Source organism: Brevibacillus sp. FSL K6-6036 (genome assembly GCF_037964015.1).
Taxonomy (GTDB): Bacteria; Bacillota; Bacilli; order Brevibacillales; family Brevibacillaceae; genus Brevibacillus; species Brevibacillus borstelensis.
The window spans coordinates 2,785,593-2,803,891 of record NZ_CP150173.1; the positions used below are offsets into that span (position 1 = coordinate 2,785,593).

14 protein-coding genes are annotated in these 18,299 nt (G+C 51.9%); 3 read left to right on the forward strand and 11 right to left on the reverse strand.

Annotation, left to right across the window (positions count from 1 at the left end; translation table 11 throughout):
- Positions 1-2: 2 nt before the first annotated feature.
- Positions 3-1,355: a hypothetical protein gene (locus NST37_RS14010; protein ID WP_172920489.1), complete on the reverse strand. Its 1,353-nt coding sequence runs from the start codon at positions 1,353-1,355 to the stop codon at positions 3-5.
- Positions 1,356-1,579: 224 nt separating this feature from the next.
- On the opposite strand from NST37_RS14010, the gene NST37_RS14015 reads away from it, so the two are divergent.
- Positions 1,580-1,807 (forward strand): PLDc N-terminal domain-containing protein, encoded by a 228-nt coding sequence (locus tag NST37_RS14015; RefSeq protein WP_003385646.1) that lies wholly within the window; start codon positions 1,580-1,582, stop codon positions 1,805-1,807.
- A gap of 92 nt (positions 1,808-1,899) precedes the next feature.
- Here NST37_RS14015 and NST37_RS14020 read toward each other — a convergent pair whose 3' ends face one another.
- The gene (locus NST37_RS14020; protein ID WP_024984172.1) at positions 1,900-3,264 is read right to left on the reverse strand and encodes an aspartate aminotransferase family protein; all 1,365 of its coding nucleotides are present in this window, start codon (positions 3,262-3,264) and stop codon (positions 1,900-1,902) included.
- Positions 3,265-3,282: 18 nt separating this feature from the next.
- Positions 3,283-4,791, reverse strand: a complete 1,509-nt coding sequence (locus tag NST37_RS14025; protein WP_172920490.1) for a CoA-acylating methylmalonate-semialdehyde dehydrogenase — start codon at positions 4,789-4,791, stop codon at positions 3,283-3,285.
- A gap of 131 nt (positions 4,792-4,922) precedes the next feature.
- Here NST37_RS14025 and NST37_RS14030 point away from each other — a divergent pair, with 131 nt between their 5' ends.
- The gene (locus NST37_RS14030) at positions 4,923-6,602 is read left to right on the forward strand and encodes a PucR family transcriptional regulator (RefSeq protein WP_172920491.1); all 1,680 of its coding nucleotides are present in this window, start codon (positions 4,923-4,925) and stop codon (positions 6,600-6,602) included.
- Between the two features lie 42 nt (positions 6,603-6,644).
- Here the strand turns inward: NST37_RS14030 and NST37_RS14035 are convergent, their stop codons facing one another.
- From NST37_RS14035 to NST37_RS14070, 8 genes are all read right to left on the reverse strand, one after another.
- The gene (locus tag NST37_RS14035; protein ID WP_172920492.1) at positions 6,645-8,888 is read right to left on the reverse strand and encodes a S8 family serine peptidase; all 2,244 of its coding nucleotides are present in this window, start codon (positions 8,886-8,888) and stop codon (positions 6,645-6,647) included.
- A 188-nt stretch (positions 8,889-9,076) separates the two neighbouring features.
- Positions 9,077-10,042, reverse strand: coding sequence for a dipeptide ABC transporter ATP-binding protein (locus NST37_RS14040; RefSeq protein WP_003385652.1), 966 nt, complete (start codon positions 10,040-10,042; stop codon positions 9,077-9,079).
- On the reverse strand, positions 10,039-11,022 hold the full coding sequence (locus NST37_RS14045; RefSeq protein WP_003385653.1) for an ABC transporter ATP-binding protein: 984 nt from the start codon (positions 11,020-11,022) through the stop codon (positions 10,039-10,041). The genes NST37_RS14040 and NST37_RS14045 overlap by 4 nt, the downstream gene beginning before the upstream one ends.
- Positions 11,023-11,034: 12 nt before the next feature.
- Positions 11,035-11,958, reverse strand: coding sequence for an oligopeptide ABC transporter permease (gene opp4C / locus NST37_RS14050; protein WP_003385654.1), 924 nt, complete (start codon positions 11,956-11,958; stop codon positions 11,035-11,037).
- An 11-nt stretch (positions 11,959-11,969) separates the two neighbouring features.
- Positions 11,970-12,935: an ABC transporter permease gene (locus NST37_RS14055; protein ID WP_003385656.1), complete on the reverse strand. Its 966-nt coding sequence runs from the start codon at positions 12,933-12,935 to the stop codon at positions 11,970-11,972.
- A gap of 80 nt (positions 12,936-13,015) precedes the next feature.
- Complete coding sequence (locus NST37_RS14060) at positions 13,016-14,776, reverse strand: ABC transporter substrate-binding protein (RefSeq protein ID WP_003385657.1); 1,761 nt, start codon at positions 14,774-14,776, stop codon at positions 13,016-13,018.
- A 161-nt stretch (positions 14,777-14,937) separates the two neighbouring features.
- Positions 14,938-17,337, reverse strand: coding sequence for an AAA family ATPase (locus NST37_RS14065; protein ID WP_339185526.1), 2,400 nt, complete (start codon positions 17,335-17,337; stop codon positions 14,938-14,940).
- 196 nt (positions 17,338-17,533) lie between these two features.
- Positions 17,534-17,737 (reverse strand): hypothetical protein, encoded by a 204-nt coding sequence (locus NST37_RS14070; RefSeq protein ID WP_003385659.1) that lies wholly within the window; start codon positions 17,735-17,737, stop codon positions 17,534-17,536.
- A 197-nt stretch (positions 17,738-17,934) separates the two neighbouring features.
- Here NST37_RS14070 and NST37_RS14075 point away from each other — a divergent pair, with 197 nt between their 5' ends.
- Entirely contained in the window at positions 17,935-18,195 is a 261-nt protein-coding gene (locus NST37_RS14075) for a hypothetical protein (protein ID WP_024984165.1), read from the forward strand.
- Positions 18,196-18,299 lie beyond the last annotated feature (104 nt).

Sequence of the window (18,299 nt, forward strand, 5' to 3'; positions counted from 1 at the left end):
GCTTATTTATAGTCCCCTTTTAAATAGTTGTAAAACGGTTGATCGACCCAAAACTGATACGTTTCCACGCTGGCAGATGGGTTGATTTTTTTCAATCCGGATACGACTTTGGCCGAATCTTCGTTCAGGGTAAAAGTCTGGGCCAGATAGCGGCCTTTTTTCAGCACATTGTTTGTGATCACCGGATACTCATCCAGCTTTGTCAGGGAATAGTAGAGAGGCTGCCACCAGGACGATTTGAGAAGACCGGTCATATCCTCTTGATTGCGCTTCGCGTATTTCAGTACGAGCGGTTGGAATTTCTCTTTTTCTTCGACCGTGGCAAACTCCAGACTCAGATCGTATTCCTTGGCGTAGGCAATGTGATTGCCGTTGTCGATCGGGACTACTTGATAATCATCCGTTTGTACCGGCTCGCCCCATTCTTTCAAATAAACAAAAGCAGACGTTTTCGGCTCCAACTGTACTTTCGCAGCAATGCCTTCGCTGCGGAGCAGGCCGACCAATTGCACCGCATGGACGATATCGCTATGCCCGTAGGTGATCGTCCGTGCGGGATCAAAGTGGGGATCAAACTGCGTGTCCTTGAGATTGTAACCGGTGATCAGGTTTTGTTTCAGTCCTTCATCTACGGTCTTTTGCAATTCTTCTGTCCTGATCAACTGGGATTCATTCCACGCCTGGACGAGCTTTCCGAAGATGTCGTCGTCGCTGATGGTGCCGAGAAAGTTTTGCTGCTCTCCGTGAAATTCTGCCACCTTGTTCAAGAGCTGATAGGCGAGCTCGGCGGATACATTTGCTTCCAGCTTTATTCCGGACAAATCCTTTGCAGAAAGGAACCCGGTGTCAAAGGCGACCGCCACCTCCTGTGCCGCTTCCTTGGCAATCCCTTCGCCTGCTTTATACGTCAAGCCGGCTGCATCCCAGGCTGCGGAGATTTTTTCGTCCGAATACGTATGCGCCAGTTCCTTTAAGTCAGCAGCCTTTACGGAAGCGCTGATTGCCTCCCATGCCAAAAGCTTATTGCTCGTCGAGCCTTTCGGGAAGAAAGAATGATTGGCCCCATCGCTGTTAACCGCTATACTGGAAGAGGCTAGCAGCGTTTCCAAAGCCTTTTCAAACTGCTGTTTGGTAATAGTCCCGGACAAAGTGATTCCGTACCGCTTTGTGATGTAGGCGGCGGCATCTTTGACGGATGTTGGCTGAGGTGCTGATGTTTGCACCGCAGTAGCTTGCACCGCCAAAGAAGAAGTGGATGCGGGCGCTGCATACACCTGCGTGCCAGCGGTCACCGCTAAAGCGGTTAGTAAAACTGCCCCCGCGGCTGCCTGTTTGATTGTACGTCCTTTGTTCATGGTTTTCCTCCCCTGTCGAAATGATTAAAACATAGAATTCCTATGTATTTACTTAGTATTCATTACGTTGTACCTTATCATGATCCCCAACCCGCGTCAATACCTTTCGCTTTTGCTTGGGACATCTTCCTGGATCTGCCGACCAACTGCCGATAGAGTCTTGTTTGCCATACATAGACATGATTTGTCATGCCTTTCGATATACACTTTTGGGAGGGACACTTGTGGAATACAAAAGTCATTTCGACTTACCAATTCAACTGATCATGTTTTTTCCGTTTCTGATCCTCCTGGTTCTATACGCGCTAAATATCCTCACCAGTATCTGGGCCTATCGGGACGCTCGCAAACGCGGCAAAAGCAACGAATACGCTTTGCTTGTACTCATTGGAACACTGCTTTTTCCGGTCATGGGTCTGATTGTCTATTTCATCATGAGAAAAGATTCTTGATTCTGAAACCATGAAACCAAACGGCCTCCTTTCCCTTTCTGCTCGTCTTAGGGCAGGTCAGGAATAGGAAGCCGTTTTTGTTATTTGATTGCTTAGGCTAATTCCGCAAACGCTTCACGCAGTACGCGAGCGATGAAGTCAATGTCTTCGCTTGTAGTCGAGAAAGGAGGCGAAAGGGTGAGAACGTTATTGAAGCCCGGTATCGTATCGCCATTTCGTCCGATGATCAGGCCGCGCTGTTTACAGGCTCCGATGACTTTGGTCAATTTGTCAGGCGCTGCCGGTTCCTTCGTTTCCCGATTTTCCACCATCTCGATGCCCATCAGAAAACCGAAGCTCCGAATGTCGCCTACATGCGGATGCTCCTCTAAGAACGACAGCTTCTCCCGCAGCTCCTCTCCCAGACGGCCAGCCCTCTCGATCATCTGCTCTTCTTCCATCAGCTCAAGGTTTTTCAGCGCGAGCGCACAAGCCGCCGGATTTCCGCCGAACGTATTGACGTGACGGAAGTGCAGGTTGACTCCTTGCTCGTTAAACTTGTCGGCAATGTCTGCCCGCACCGCGGTAGCCGACAACGGCAGGTACGCACTTGTGATCCCTTTGGCCATGGTCACAATGTCAGGCTTGATGCCAAAGTTTTGATGACCAAACTTTTGACCGGAACGGCCGAATCCACAAATCACTTCGTCGACGATCAAAAGGACGCCGTACTTGTCACAGATTTCCCGCACCTTCGGCATGTACTCCGGCGGAGGAACGATGACGCCGCCGCCTGTGATCGTCGGCTCCATAATGACGGCCGCCACGCTGTTTGCTCCCTCCCAGTTGATGACCTCGTCGAATACCTGGGCACACTCGAGGCTGCAGCTCCCGTAGGACTTTCCGAATGGACAGCGGTAGCAATACGGCGGGGAAACGTGGAGAAAGCCCGGCGCCAGCGGCTCGTATTTTTGTTTTCGGATCGATTGTCCGGTAGCAGCCAAAGCTCCCATCGTATTGCCGTGATAGGCCCGGTGACGGGAAATGAACTTGTACCGGCCCGGCTCGCCGTTCTGATGGTGGTATTGACGGGCGATTTTGAAGGCTACTTCATTCGCTTCCGAACCGCTGTTGGAGAAAAAGACCCGATACTCTTCACCGAGCCACTCGCTCACCTTTTCCGACAGCTTGATCGCTGGCACATGGCTTTGTGTCAGCGGGAAGTAGGCCATCGTTTTCAATTGCTCATAGGCAGCCTCAGCAAGCTCTTGCCGGCCGTAGCCGATATTGACGCACCACAGGCCAGACATGCCGTCCAGGTATTTGTTTCCGTCAATGTCCGTCACCCACGAGCCGCTCGCTTCCGTGACGATCATCGGATTGGGATTGTAGGGCGACATGTGATGCCACATGTGCGCCCTGTCTTTTTCCAGCAGGGATTCCTTTTCCAGCGTATGAGTTTGTTGCTCCTGGCTCATTTTCGATCCTCCCTTTCGTTATTTCACGAATACTTTTTGGGAACCGATACTGGTATCGCCGTCGTCAAACCAGCGCGACGTAATCGTCTTTTTCTTCGTGAAAAAGTCGACGCCGTCTTTGCCGTTGGCATGCAGGTCTCCGTAAAACGAGTTCTTCCATCCGGTGAAGGCGAAGAAGCCCATTGGCGCAGGGACGCCTACGTTGACCCCGACCATGCCGGCTTCCACGCGCTGTACAAACTCCCGTCCCCACTTGCCGTTTTCTGTGTAAATGGTGGCTCCGTTTCCAAAGCGGGATTTGCTGATCGTTTCAAGTCCTTCCTCGAAATTCTTGACCCGCATGACGCTTAGCACAGGCGCAAAAATCTCGTCTCGGACGATCACCATCTCGGCATCCGCCTTGTCAAAAATCGTAGGCCCGAGGAAATAGCCCTCCGGGTTTGCTTTCGCATCCTCCCGTCCATCCCGAACGAGCTCGGCGCCTGCGGAAAGTCCCTGCTCGATGAAACCGTGCACTTTTTCCAAATGCGAAGCGCGAATGACCGGTCCCAGGTCAACTCCCGGCTCTAGCCCATTCCCCATTTTCAAGGCGTTGGACTCTTCGATCAGATGGCGGATCAGCTCGTCTACGATCTCCTCTACTGCCACGACCGCGCTCGCCGCCATACAGCGCTCGCCTGCACAGCCAAAGGCGGAGCTGACGATGGTTTTGGCTGCTCGCTGCAGATTCGTGTCCGGCATGACGAGGTGGTGGTTTTTGGCCCCGGCCAACGCCTGGACGCGTTTTCCATGCGCTGCGGCTGTCTTGTAGACGTACTCGGCGACTGGCTGCGAACCGACGAAGGAGATCGCTTTCACATCCGGGTGCTCCAATAGCCCGTTCACCACATCGTGAGCGCCGTTGACGACGTTGAATACGCCATCGGGCAATCCCGCTTCCTTTAACAGCTCGGCGATCCGAATGCAGGACAGCGGCGTGCGCTCGGACGGCTTCAAGACAAATGTATTGCCTGCCGTAATCGCGATCGGGTACATCCACATCGGCACCATCAGGGGGAAATTGAACGGCGTAATTCCGCCAACGACGCCAAGCGGAAACCGTATTACCTGGCAGTCGATGTTCCTGGCGATATTCGGGAGCGTCTCACCCATGAGCAGCGTCGGCATTCCTGCCGCAAACTCCACCATTTCAATGCCGCGGAGCAATTCCGCGTGTGCCTCAGGCAGGTTTTTCCCGTTCTCCAGCGTAATCATTTGCGCCAGCTCATCCTGGTGCTCCCAGAGCAGGTTTTGGAAGCGGAACATGATCCGGGCACGATCTACCGCAGGGGTCTGACTCCAGGCCGGAAAGGCAGCCTTGGCCGCTTGCACAGCCTTGTCCACGTCATCCTTCGTCGAGAGTGGTACGCGCGACAGCACTTCGCCTGTTGCCGGGTTGGGGATATCCTCATAGCGCTCCGTCTGGGACTCCACCCATTCTCCGGCGATGTAGTTTTTCAAAGTAGGACCAACTGTTGTTGTACTCATCCTTTCAACTCCTTTGCGCACATGCATGATTGATAATTCTATCTTATCTGAACATTCAACGCGCCATCACTAGACAAACTGACAGGAGTTCGGTAGTATTCATGTTACAGACTGTCTATAGGAGGAGAAGAATGACCAATGAATGGCGCCTGACCGTGGCAGATGTCGTCAAACGTCCTTTGTTTCAGCACGCGGAAGTGGTCGCAGGCAGTCGGGGCTTGTCCCGCTCGGTGCGATGGGTGCATGTATTGGAAGCGGCTCATACTGTTCAATACCTGAACGGCGATGAGCTGATCCTTTCGACCGGACTCGGATTTGGCGAGGCAAAAGAGAAGCGGCTGGCTTATCTCTCCGAGCTCATTTCACGGAAGGCGGTCGGGTTATGTATCGAGCTTGGCGACTACATCCCGCAAGTGCCACAGGACATGCTTGAGCTCGCTGACCATCACGACTTTCCACTGATTGTCTTTCATAAGCCTGTTCGCTTCGTTGACATTACACTGGATCTGCACGAGCATTTGATCAACCGTCAAATGCAGGCGCTTCGCAACCTGGAGACGTATTCCCGCAGCTTGCAGCAGCTCAGTCTGCAGACACAGGGAATTCCGAAACTCTTGCAGCATTTTCAGGCAAGTGTACACACACAGGTGTTTTTTTTTCCCTTGGATGGAAATCCTCTCTACGTCCCTCCCCTGCCGCAGGTTGTTCAATCGGAGCTGTCCGGTTTGATGCGTACGGCCCTGCCGCAAGGGGACGATTCCGTCTCGAGCAGCGGGATCATCGCGCTCTCGGACAAAAAGAAGCTGGTCTACCAGCCCATTATCGTCATGGGACATCTGCTCGCTTATGTCGGCTTGATTCTGTATGATCGGGAAGCCGACGAATACCTGCTATTGACGCTCGATTACACCGTTAGCTCGATGGCCCAAATTCTGATGCGAAAAATGTTTGCCGAAGAGCAGATGCTCGCAGCAGAGAATCGGCTGTTCGACGATCTGATCGCCAACAGACCTTTGCCGGAGGAACAAATACGCTCTCTCCTCGGTTTGTCCGGCAAGAACAAAACACCGGCCTACTACACGCTCTTATTGTCTCTCCATCGGAGCACGGAGGACCTTTCCTCGCCACTCGCACCGCATGAGCTTACCGGCGTATTCCGTTCTTTGCTGACGAGGCTCGGCTTTCGTCCCTTCATCCGCTGCAAAGGAAACCGCTTTTACCTTCTCCTGATCGCACCAACCAATCAAACGGATATTCGCCGAACTCTGGACAAGGCCATGTCCGAGATGAAACGGATGTGCCGCCAGGCCATGGGACCGGATACCGAGGTCCTGTTTGGTGTAAGCCGGCCTGGCGAGAGGCTTTCAGAGGCGGGCCGGCACCTGGCAGAATCCGAGCAGGCCCTGATCTTCCAGCAAGACGCCCACAGCCCCTATTTTGCCGAGCTGGGCTTGTTCCGTCTGCTGTTTCATGTCCCCCAGGAGCCCGTGCTCACGCATTTTATCGATGATTACCTGGGGCCGCTCCTGCGATACGATGCGGAGAACGGGACCCAACTGGCCCAGACATTGCGTGTCTACCTGGATCACAACTTGTCCAAGCAGGAAACGGCTGATCATTTATTCATCCACCGCCAGACCTTGTACCACCGGCTGGAAAAAATCCAGGAGCATCTCCCGGTAGACTTTACGCACCCCAATGAACGGGTCTGTCTGGAAATAGCCTTGCGGGCTCACGAGTGGAAGCACGGGTTGAAATACCACACGCCCCCGAACAAGGCTCAAGACAAAACGGCGCGTCCGCCACGTTAGCGTGATGGGCTGCGCCGTTTCCATCCGTATGATCATTCCGGTTTATTCAGGATAGCTCATCGAGAGTTTATAGGATACCTTCGGGCCGTCTTCAAGCTCCAGTCGTATTTTGTATCGCCCCTTCTCCGGGAGCGGCAGAACGAGGCTTTTCCTCTTTTTTATCTCCTTGATTGCCAGTATATCGCCTTGGGAGTCATACAACGTCAAGCTTAACGACGCATGATTGTTCCAGTCAACATATACTCTCAACCGGCCTTCGCTCTTGGCCCGAAATGAGTAATCGGCATACCTGTCCGACCTTTTGTCATCATGCAGCTTCCCTTGCTCGATATGCTGTCCGCCGCCTTTTTCCTTGATTTTGCCCGTTGTGGCGAGCGCAAATGGCTGTGGACCTTTTGGGACATTGAAGCCTTTTACGCTCACCGTGTACAAGCCTTTTTCCGGTCGGGAAATCCATACTTGTTCCACATTGTTCAAATTGTCCACTTCATCGTCATACGGGTAACGGAAAAAGTCGTTTCCGTTGAACTTCTCTCCGCTGGGAGCGGTTACAGTCAGATCAAGGTTGTTCACCAAGGTTCTTTTCGCTGCCAGAGAAGCCGGATAGTCTGTCCAAGCCAATGTGATGGCAAGCGGCTTGGAGCGGTCGTACACCTCGACGGCAAACGTCGCCTCTTCTCCTGTCACCAGACCATCTGTTTCATCTACGAAATCTGTCTCGATCGCCTGCAGGAGGTTGGCCCGCCCGAATCCCTGAAGGCGCATGTCCTCATCGAGATCATCGGCTCCGCTGATCAGCATCGCTTTGATCAGGGCGGCACTCGGTTCATCCAGTTCTTTTTCTTCGAGCAAAAACTGGCGAAGCTGGGCCGCTCCTCCGGCCAGAATTGGTGCGGCCATGCTTGTCCCGCTGTTGTATGCATAGTATTGGTCGAAGAGCTCTTCAAACTCCTCTTCAGGAGCGACCGATGAGCGAGCGGAAAGAATATAGCTCCCGGGTGCGACAATATCGGGCTTCAGCCTTCCATCCTTCGTCGTTCCGCGGCTGCTGAATCCCGCTACAGAATCCGGATCATCCGCCTCATCCCCGCCTACATCCGGTCGGTCGTTCTCGGTAGCCCCTACGGCGATGACATTTTTGGCTGTGGCCGGGCTGCCGATCGTCTTGTAGCCATACTCTCCCTGATTGCCCGCAGCTACCAGGGCAGTCATATCCTTGTGTTCCCAGAGAAACTGGTCAAACAAGAAAGAATCGAGTCCGTAATCGCCGTTATCGTCAGTCCCCCATGAATCCGAGTGAATACGTGCGCCGTCCTCGTAGGCTTCCCCGAGAATGTCCTCGACCTCTCCTTTCAAATACCCCTTTTCCGTCAGCATCGAATGGAAAACCAGCTCCGCCTCCGGCGCCATTCCCTGATACTGTCCATCAGAAGCCTCTCCGCTGCCAAGTGCCGATCCGGCTACATGCGTTCCGTGTCCATCCAGATCACTCGCGTCGCCTTTGCGGCCAATTGCATACAAGCTTTTGATCCTCCCCGTAAAATCGGGATGGAGATCGTCTGGATCGCCTGTATCCAAACCACTGTCGGCGATGCCAATAATCTGTCCTTTCCCGGTAAAGCCGGCAGATTCCAGCTTGTTTGCCTTGATGATTTTTGCAGCCCGATCATTATGCAGTTTTCGCTCCGGCATAGGAATCACGGCAATGACATCTTCTGACTGGATGACCTCCTCCAATCCTTCTCCGCTCATGCGTGCAAGCGAGATGTGCCTCGCATTCTGCAGCGAGTCCACATCACCGATGCTTTCTTCACTCGCCGCCCGATACAGGGTGCGGTTCATGTCCACTTGCTGATCAAAGCCGATCACAGCTACTTCTACCTCATCGGTTGTTCCCAATGACTTGCGAAGAGTCGGCGCTACCTTGTTAACCGGATAAAAAGGAACGACCCTTTTGACAAAAGAGAGCCGTTTCAATTTTTTCTCATCGCCCTGTTCTGATAATTTGGCTATAAAGGAATAGTCAGGCAAATAGTCGCCCAGCTCTATACCGATATCCTCTATTTCTTCTTTCCATTCTTCTTCGATGGGCCCCTCGAATTGAATGACGACCAGGTCTGTTTCTCCTCCCGCTTTGGATCGGGAATCCAGAGAAAAGCCTTCCCGCGCTTCAATCTCCAGATCTCCCCTGCGCTCACCTTGTTGCTTGGCTCCTGTCGGCAGCCCGCCGACCATGAGCGACAGAACAAGTACCCCAGTCAGTGCCGCATGCCTTTTTCCCCGCAATGAAATGCCCCCTTCTCCCGTCTGATTTTTGAATAACAACATTATACGAAAAGGGTAATAATTGTAAAAGTGTCCCAAGCTTCAGACGGACAAAAAAGCGCAGCAATCCCTGCTGGATCGTGCGCTTCCTGCTTTCTTTTCACCGTGGGCGTGCAGAAAGACTCAAAAAGACTGCGAGTCTCGCTCGGTTATACCAAATGACATGCCACATGATGCTCCGGGCCGACTTCGCGGTAAACCGGCACTTCCGTCCTGCACCTATCCGCAGCAACCGGACAACGGGTATGAAACTTGCAGCCTTGTGGAGGATTAGCCGGGCTTGGAATATCTCCTTTTAGAAAGATTCGCTCTCTCGTTATCGTAGGGTCTGGAATCGGTACAGCCGACAGCAGCGCTTTGGTATAGGGGTGGAGAGGATTTTTGAACAGCTCGTCGCGAGGCGCCATCTCCACTATCGAGCCCAGATACATGACGGCCACCGATGAGCAGATGTGCTCTACCACGCTTAAATCGTGAGAAATAAACAGGTAGGTCAGGTTTTGCTGCTGCTGCAAATCAGAGAGCAAATTAATGATTTGCGCTTGAATCGACACGTCGAGAGCAGAAACAGGCTCGTCCAGCACAATAAAGTCCGGCTGCAGGATGAGCGCTCTGGCAATCCCGATCCGTTGTCTTTGCCCGCCGGAAAATTCATGCGGGTAGCGGTCGTAGTGGTACGGTGCCAAGCCGCAAATATTCAGCACCTCCAACACCTTCTCGCGAATTTCTGCCTTCGAGCACAGCCCGTGATCGACGACAGCCTCGCCGATCGCCTCCCCGACTTTCACCCGTGGATTTAACGAGCTGAACGGGTCTTGGAACACATATTGCATCTTGGGTCGCAACTTGCGCAGCTCTTTAGGGGGCAGCTGATGGATATCCCGACCATTATACAGAACATGGCCCTCGGTCTTGTCGTACAGCCTGATAATCGTCCGGCCGGCTGTGCTTTTTCCGCAACCGGACTCACCGACAAGCCCCAGGGTTTCTCCTCTTTTCATGGTAAAACTGATCTGGTCAACCGCTTTTACGTGCCCGATCGTCCGCTGAAACACTCCGGAGCGAATCGGGAAATACTTTTTCAAGTCTTTCACTTCCAGGATGACATCGCTCATTTCGATCCCTCACCTTCGTACAGCCAGCAAGCCACTTTGCTGTCAGCCCCATCCTTCTGTAAGGCAGGCTGACTTGCACGGCAAATGTCCATCGCATGTTCGCAGCGGTCGCTGTAGTGGCAATTTTCACCCAGACCGATCGGATTGGGGACCTGGCCCGGGATCGTGAACAAGCGCTCTTTTCTTTGTCCGATTACCGGTTTGGCGAGCAACAAGCCCTTTGTATAAGGATGACGCGGATTCTTGAAAATCTCCTTTACCGGCCCTTCCTCGATGACCTTGCCCGCGTACATCACAACCACGTAATCGGCCATTTCCGCAACAACTCCAAGATCGTGGGTGATGAGCATGAGCGACATGTTCCGGTCCTTTTTCAATTGGCGGAGCAAATCGAGAATTTGCGCCTGGATCGTGACGTCCAAGGCTGTCGTCGGCTCGTCGGCAATCAGCAGCTTCGGATCGCAGCTAAGAGAGATTGCGATCATGATGCGCTGCCTCATCCCCCCGCTCAGTTCATGCGGATAGCTGTCAATAATCTGGTCGGCACGGGGAATTCCCACCTGTTCGATGAGCTGGATCGCTTTTTTCCGGGCCTCGCTTTTGGATAGAAGCGTATGCTCGATCAGCGGTTCCATGATCTGGTCCCCTACTGTCAGAACCGGATTCAGCGACGTCATCGGCTCCTGAAAAATCATGGCGATCTCATTGCCGCGGATCATTCTCATTTCGCTTTCCTTGATCTTCAGGAGGTCCCGGCCTTCAAACAAGATTTCTCCGCCCACGATCTTCCCTGGAGGGGAAGCGATCAACCGCATCAATGACATGGCGGTGATGCTTTTTCCGCACCCGGATTCACCGACGATGCAAACCGTCTCTCCAGCTCGGATGGAAAAGCTGACGTCATTCACAGCTTGTACGACACCGGCTTCTGTGTAGAAATACGTTTTCAAATTGCGAAATTCAACAAGTGTACTCGACATATGCAGCTTCTCCTACCTTTTCTGTTTGGGATCAAAGGCGTCCCTCAATCCGTCACCGATGAAGTTGATCGAAACGACGGTAAGCAATATGCACACCCCAGGCGGAACCCAGAGCCAGGGCCTGTTCTGGAAGTCAATCATATTGTTTGCTGCCGAGATCATCTGTCCCCAGGACGGGGTAGGCGGTACTACGCCAAGACCGAGAAAGCTAAGCGTAGATTCGAGAAGGATCGAGTTTGCTACACCCAGCGTCGCCGCAACGATGATGATGGGTACCGTATTGGGCAGCAAATGCCTGAAAATTTTCCGTCTGTCCCTCAGCCCGAGCACTTCGTTGGCCAGCATGAATTCCTGCTCCTTCAAGCTGAGTACCTGGCTTCTGACGAGACGCGAAAGACTCATCCAGGCGATCATTCCGACGATGAACATGACCAGATAAATCCGCTTGTCCGGCGGAAACTTCAAATCAGACAGAATAGCGCCAAGCGCCACGAGGATGGGCAGCGTGGGAATCGCATAAAGAATGTCTGCCAGGCGCATGATCACCGAATCGACAAAACGGCCGTAATAGCCCGCAATGGCTCCCAGCGTCCCGCCGACCAAGACGATGATCGAAGCGGCGACGATCCCCACCAGCAAGGATACTCTTCCAGCTTCCATTGTCCTCAAAAGCACATCCCGGCCGAGCTTGTCCGTCCCGAGCCAATGAGTTTCGTTCGGCGGAAGATTGGCGTTTCTGACCGAAATCTTCGCGTCCAGATGAGAAGAAAAATAGGGACCGATAAACGAAAACAGAAACATCAGCGTAAGGACAATCATCCCGGCCAAAGCCATCTTGTTTTTGAACAGACGGCGGAAGGCACTGCGCCACGGGGAATCGGGTTTGATCTTTTTGGCTTTGAGTTCGACTTGGACGTCAGCAATATTGTGGCTCATCTCTATCCCCCCTACCTGTTCCGGACCCGCGGGTCTGCTACGCCGTACATCAGATCAGCCAGGATATTGGCAACGATCGTCAGTACAACCAGCAGCATCGTAAAGCCCATCAAGAGCGGGTAATCCCTTTGGAAGATTCCGTCCAGCACAACCCGGCCGATGCCTGGCCAGTTAAAGATGCGTTCGGTAATGATCGCCCCGGAAAATAAACCGGGAATTTCGAGGGCAAACAGGGTAATCAAAGGCAGCAATGCATTTCGCAGCGCGTGTTTGAAAATGACGACGCGCTCCTTCAATCCCTTGGCTCGGGCTGTACGAACGTAATCCTGCCTGATGACTTCCAGCATATTGGTCCGAAAGTATCTGGTCAGCGAGCCGATATTCAGCAAGGTCAAAACAATGACCGGCAATGCCAGATGTTTCATCACGTCCCAAAAATCGGCCCAGCCGGTAAGGGTGCTCCCTGTCGACCGCATGCCGCCCAGCGGGAATATCTGATAATCGACGGCGAAGAACTTCAGCATAAGCAATCCCAAAAAGAAGGATGGAAAAGACATCGCCATAAAAACAATCAGCGTGACTGCAGAATCGTAAATCGAATATTGTCTCAGCGCGGCCATAATGCCGACGATGGATGCAATGATCCATTGCAGCACCAGAACGATGATGGCAATCAGAAAGGAATTCCACATAAATGTGTTTATCACGCTCGTCACGGGCTGGCGATGCAGGACAGATTCGCCAAAATTGCCCGTGAGCAGATTGCCCATCCAGGTGAGATACTGCTTGTAGAGAGGTTGGTCAAGCCCGTGCAGGGCGCGTATCTCATCGAGCCGCTCCTGGGTCATATTGGCGTCAGCCGACATCTGGGTGACAAAGTCGCCAGGTGCCAAGGTAAAGACGAGAAAGACGAGAATAGAGGCGCCGATCAGGGTCGGGATGCTTTGGATAAGTCTGCGGATAAGGAGCTGCTTCATGATTTCCTCCCCTCTTATGCAAGCAATATGCTCAGCATAGCGCCGAGCATATTGCGAATTGGTGAAATTATCAAAAATTTTTAGTTAATTTGAACTTCGTTTAGTGACTCTGAGAAGTATTTATAAGGAGAAATCACAAAGCCGGAAAGTCTGGAGCTGATCGTATTCAAATTGTAGCGTTGGTACATAAAGAGCACCGGAATATCGTCATTGATGATCTCGTATGCTTCCTGGTAAATCGCTTTGCGCTTGGCCTGGTCAAATTCTTTCAGACCAGCCTCAAGCAGTTCATCCACTTTGGGGTTGGAGTAGGCGTCTTTATTCGATCCGCCTTTGGAGTGGAACAAGCCGTACGGATCAGGGTCTGTGGAAAGTCCAACGGCCAGGAACGCCATTTCGTGCTCTCCCTTGTTGCGTTTGTCGATGACAGCGTTGAATTCCAGTTGTTCGGCGATAAATTCAATCCCCAGTTCCTTGTAGTTCTCTACCGCAATCGGAATCAGGGCATCATTCACTTCATTTGGAGTCGATGCGGAGAACTGGATCGTGAACTTTTGGCCGTCCTTGTAACGGTAGCCGTCGCTCTCCAGCTTCCAGCCTGCCTCATCGAGGAGCTGTTTCGCTTTTTCCGGATCGTAGCTGTACTTCGTCAGCTTGGACTCGTCCGGATAACCCCACGAAAGCTTGGATTGCGGCACGTCAATGACTTCTGCATACCCTTGCGAATACGCGTACACCACTTCTTCGCGGTTCAATCCGTACATCAGTGCTTGTCTGACGCGTTTGTCCTGGAACTTCGGCAGCTTGTGATTGATCGCAATATAGCCATATCCATTGTTCAGGAGCATGTCAAGATCGACAAATCCCAGTTCCTTCAATGCTTCAACGTTGTCTGCATTTACGGAAATCGAGGCGTCAAAGTCGGTTGCACCCGTTTTCAGGCTTTGAATCTGCGTTTCCGCCGTCGTTGACTTGAAGATCAGATTTTTGACTTTCGGAGCGCCCTTCCAGTAGTTTTCATTCGCTACGAGACGGACTTCCTGTCCAGGGATAAACTCCTTCAGAATATATGGCCCGCTGCCCATAGGCTTCTGATGCAAGCTCTTGATATACTCCAGATTTCCTTTGGCGAAATCTTTTCCGTAATAGTGCTTGGGCAGGACAAAAATCTCAGTGCCGAGCAACAGCAAAGTCGTTGCGTTTGCTTCTTCCACCTGAACTTGAATCGTCTGTGGATCAATTACTTTTACGCCCTCGAGGCTGGTTGCGTTTCCATTTTTGTATGCGTCTTCGCCTTTGATTTTGGCCTTTGACAGGTTCGACCTGCCGTCGTATTTGGGGTCCAACAGGACGTGATAGGCGAACGCGACATCCTCTGCCGTTACGGGCTTGCCGTCGGAGAATTTTGCTCGTTTGTCGATATGGAACGTATATGTCAATCCGTCGTCGGAAATCTCCCATTTTTCCGCAAGTCCCGGAATCACAGTGGCATCTTTTGCTACCGACAGCAATCGTTCGGTTACTGCTTCAATCACATACCGGTCATAGACTGTGTTGTAAAACCAGTAGTTGAAAATGCCTTGCGGGTCTGTGATGCCGAGCACCATCGTATCTGTGCGCTGCTTCGCAGAATCCGGCACTTTCGAAGGATCTGTCGCCTTGATATAGCCCAGCTCTTTCTTTTCACCGGCTTTCGTTTGCTCTTGCTGGTTTTGCTCTGATTGGTTCGGTTGCTGCTGATTTTGTTCCGTCGGCTGTGCTGCAGGCTGGGTGCAAGCGGACAGAAGCAGTGCCCCGGTAAGCAGGGAGCACAAGAATAGAGAAAAAGACCTTTTCTTCACTTAATTTCCCCCTTTTTGAATTTTCTCATAACATTTCCATTATAAGCTATAATCTGGAAATCAGAAAGGATATTCTTGTTGATAAAAATATGTCTTGTAGAAATGTGTCCTTTGGGGCTAAAAATAGAAAAAAAAGAGAGACGAAAGTCCCTCGCAATGAATCACTCTATGTTTTCGTTTGCATCCCCTGTCGCTAAAAACAACGGGGCAAAGTCTTCCCATTCCAGCATGCTCAGCGTATCGCGTGTCCATTCCGCTGCCTGCTTGCTCGTTAATCTTACCGCTTGATTTTGCATCGCTTCCTGAACGAGATTTTGGACGAGCCTGCCGTTCCCGTGCAGCTGATGGCTTGCGGCTGCCCGCTCCAAATAAGTCCGGATCGTTTCCACCGTTTTGTCGTGAACCAGATAGCCCCTTTGATATACCGCCAGCCGGAGCATTTGCACCAATTCATCCGTAGTGTAATCCGGGAACGGAATGTACTTTTTGAAACGCGAGTAAAGTCCCGGGTTGCTTGCCATAAATCGCTGCATTTCCAGAGGATAGCCTGCGAGAATGACCACCAGATTTTCTTGGTGTCTGGTCATTTCCTCCACTAACGTATGGATCGCTTCATGGCCAAAATCCGTTTCGCTTCCTTCGGCCAAAGCGTAAGCCTCATCGATAAACAGGACACCGCCCAACGCTTCGCGGACCTTCCTCCTGGTCAATGCCGCCGTCTGGCCTACATATCCGGCAACCAGATCAGCCCTGCCAACTGTAACCAGATGTCCGCGCTTCAAGTAGCCGATTTCTTTCAACCTTTCGGCATACAAGGCCGCAACCGTCGTTTTTCCGGTTCCCGGGTTCCCCGTGAATACCGCGTGGAGTTCAATAGGCAAGGCAGGCAGCCCGATCGCACTGCGCTTGCGCTGAACGTCCACAAACGATGAAATCTTCAACAGCTCCGCCTTTACTTGCTCCAAGCCGATCAAATTGGATAGCTTTTCCCAGGCACTATCAGACTTCTGCTCGCCCCGCTTGGGCAGAACATCCTCCTGGCTGAGAATGGTAAAATCATGCCAATCCAGCTCTTTTTCACCATCCACCTCTCGTCCTTTGGCAAAAATGGCGTCCAGAACAATGTTTTGAACCGTACGGGCATTGCCAAAGGTATGGTCTACCTGAGCCTGTTCGATACGCTCCCGGAGAGCAGTGCGAGTTTCTGTTGTCAGCGTAAAATCATTGCGGCTCGCGACTTGCTCGGCAATGAGCAGAAGCTCTTCCGTACTGTAATCGGGAAGAAGAAAATGTCCTGTTTCCGGAAAGCGGCTGCGAAGTCCGGGATTAGCGTACAGAAACTGCCGCATTTCCTCGGGATAGCCGGCCATCATGACGACAAAACGGCCTGCGTACTCGCCGCCGGTCATCGCTGCAACGAGCGTATCGATGGCTGCCTGCCCGTAATCGCTGCCGGAGCTGTCCGGCCGCTTCAGGCTGTAAGCTTCATCAATAAACAAGACGCCGCCCTCCGCCCGTTTTACGGCATCCATCACCTTCTGCTCTGTCTGTCCCACGTATGCCCCCACCAAATGAGAGCGGTCCACCTCGACGACGTCTTCGCGCTCCAGCAAGCCAAGCTCGTGATAAAGTCTGGCGATGAGTCTGGCCAAAGTCGTTTTCCCCGTTCCCGGATTGCCCATGAAAACGAGGTGGAGCGGAATTTGGTCCCGCATATGCCAACCTTTCTCCTCCCGCATTTGGCGATAGCGGAGAAAGTTTGCCAGCGAGCGGACCCGATCCTTGATTTCCTGCAAACCGATCAAAGCTTCCAGCTCTTCCAGCGCAGAAAGTTTCCCTACCGGCTCGTCAGCGGCATCAGCCTCGTTATTTGTATCAAACAGTGCCGCCCTCTTTTCGTTCTGAGCAGCCAATGCCCGTATCGCTTCCTGCAGAGACGCAAGTGATTCACCGGAATAAAACAGCCCGCGCAGGGAAGCAGCGTACTCCTCTGCACGCTCCAGCATTACCTCTAGCAGCCGCTTTCTTTCTGCGTACAAAGCCCCTAGTACGGCCAATCTCTCAGCCGTTTCGCTTTCCCCGACCCGTCTTGCAGCTTCCCCGGCTTCAGCCGCCAGTTTGCACCACCCGTCCAGCTCCACCAGCTCTGCTCGGCCTGCTTCCTGGAGAATTTCCAAGTTTTTGCGTCGGCTGACAGCGTTATCAGTCTCGCGCACAGATGGATAGCCTTGCTGAAACCGATGTTCTTTCAGCTGCAGCTCGTACAGCCGAAGACGGCATTTCAGAGCCAATTCAAAGGAGGGATCCAGCGAGATCGCTCTGTCCAGCCACTCCGCCGCCAGCGTATGGCCTCCCGGCTTTTTCATACGCTTGGAGGCAAGAAATGTCAGAACGACCGCTTCCGCTTCGCTGGTACGAGCAAATTGACCGTTTTTTCGCAAATCCTCGACCAATTGCAGCGCGGACAGAAGCTCACCCTCTGTCACTTCTTTTGTATCAAGAGGTTGGTCCCGCCACATCCATATTTGTTTCAGACTGTCCGGTACGTTCTGTTGCTGCATCGAAGGTCCTCTCCCATCCGTACAATCAGTTTCACCTCCTGTTGTATCATATTTTGAGCAAAGTGAAAAGAACAGGAACCTTTGGAAGGCTTTATTCCTTGATATTGTCTGCTGAATTGTACTGATACAGGTCGTGGAAACAGAGAAAGACAGCCTGACTCACGAAGAGCGGCTGCCAGTCATTTTTACCTTGACGCTATACATCGATATGACCCAGTTCCACGTCAGCCTGGAAATGGGCTTTTGCCGCTTTAAATACATCCTCCTCGGAATCCGCAGCGATTTTAAACATCGTGATCAGCTTGTCTCCGCTCAGCACCTGAACATTGTACTGGGCGTCTCCGTCATATGTAGCGGCAAACTGGTATTCCCTTCCGTTCACTTCTATACATTGTTCCATTGTCGGCACACCTCCTGCTATAGTGTGTCACGATTCGATTTCCATCATGTCGTTTCCACCTTTATTTGCAACAGGCAAAATATTTCCAAAGGTAGGATTAGTCAACAACACCACTCACAGTCTTGGAGGGTACCAAAGAAATTTGGTGCTTTATACAGGACTACAATAAGGTAACAACATAGAGTAAGGAGGGTGCTGTGAGGAACTTTACGATATGGTCAATTGTATGTTTGGGAGTCTTCGCCATTTTGTTTTGTTTATTATCAAATGGTATGCTTTCTCCTTCAATGGGCAAATTTTTCTTGGTTTCAGTGATTTTGCTTCCGTTGTTAGGCGTCATTTTTGGAGCTATAAGTGATGGAGGCTTGCTAAAGTGGGTACTCATCTTATTAAACGTATTTGCATTGGGTTCAATTATTTTTCTTCTTTTATTGGGATTTGGCATGGGAGAAGCGTGAAAACGACTTACGAATATTTGGGTAGCCTTTTGCTATCCTTTTTTATTTTATTCCCTACCCAAGTACAGCCAATGGAACTAAATCCCGCTTCCCTAATATCCCAC

What these genes read in the sequence shown, in the direction of transcription:
- NST37_RS14025 (WP_172920490.1), bottom strand. Translation starts at nt 4,791, where the DNA reads ATGAGTACAACAACAGTTGGTCCTACTTTGAAAAACTACATCGCCGGA.
- NST37_RS14065 (WP_339185526.1), bottom strand. Translation starts at nt 17,337, where the DNA reads ATGCAGCAACAGAACGTACCGGACAGTCTGAAACAAATATGGATGTGG.
- opp4C (WP_003385654.1), bottom strand. Translation starts at nt 11,958, where the DNA reads ATGAGCCACAATATTGCTGACGTCCAAGTCGAACTCAAAGCCAAAAAG.
- NST37_RS14070 (WP_003385659.1), bottom strand. Translation starts at nt 17,737, where the DNA reads ATGGAACAATGTATAGAAGTGAACGGAAGGGAATACCAGTTTGCCGCT.
- NST37_RS14040 (WP_003385652.1), bottom strand. Translation starts at nt 10,042, where the DNA reads ATGAGCGATGTCATCCTGGAAGTGAAAGACTTGAAAAAGTATTTCCCG.
- NST37_RS14055 (WP_003385656.1), bottom strand. Translation starts at nt 12,935, where the DNA reads ATGAAGCAGCTCCTTATCCGCAGACTTATCCAAAGCATCCCGACCCTG.
- NST37_RS14010 (WP_172920489.1), bottom strand. Translation starts at nt 1,355, where the DNA reads ATGAACAAAGGACGTACAATCAAACAGGCAGCCGCGGGGGCAGTTTTA.
- NST37_RS14045 (WP_003385653.1), bottom strand. Translation starts at nt 11,022, where the DNA reads ATGTCGAGTACACTTGTTGAATTTCGCAATTTGAAAACGTATTTCTAC.
- NST37_RS14020 (WP_024984172.1), bottom strand. Translation starts at nt 3,264, where the DNA reads ATGAGCCAGGAGCAACAAACTCATACGCTGGAAAAGGAATCCCTGCTG.
- NST37_RS14030 (WP_172920491.1), top strand. Translation starts at nt 4,923, where the DNA reads ATGACCAATGAATGGCGCCTGACCGTGGCAGATGTCGTCAAACGTCCT.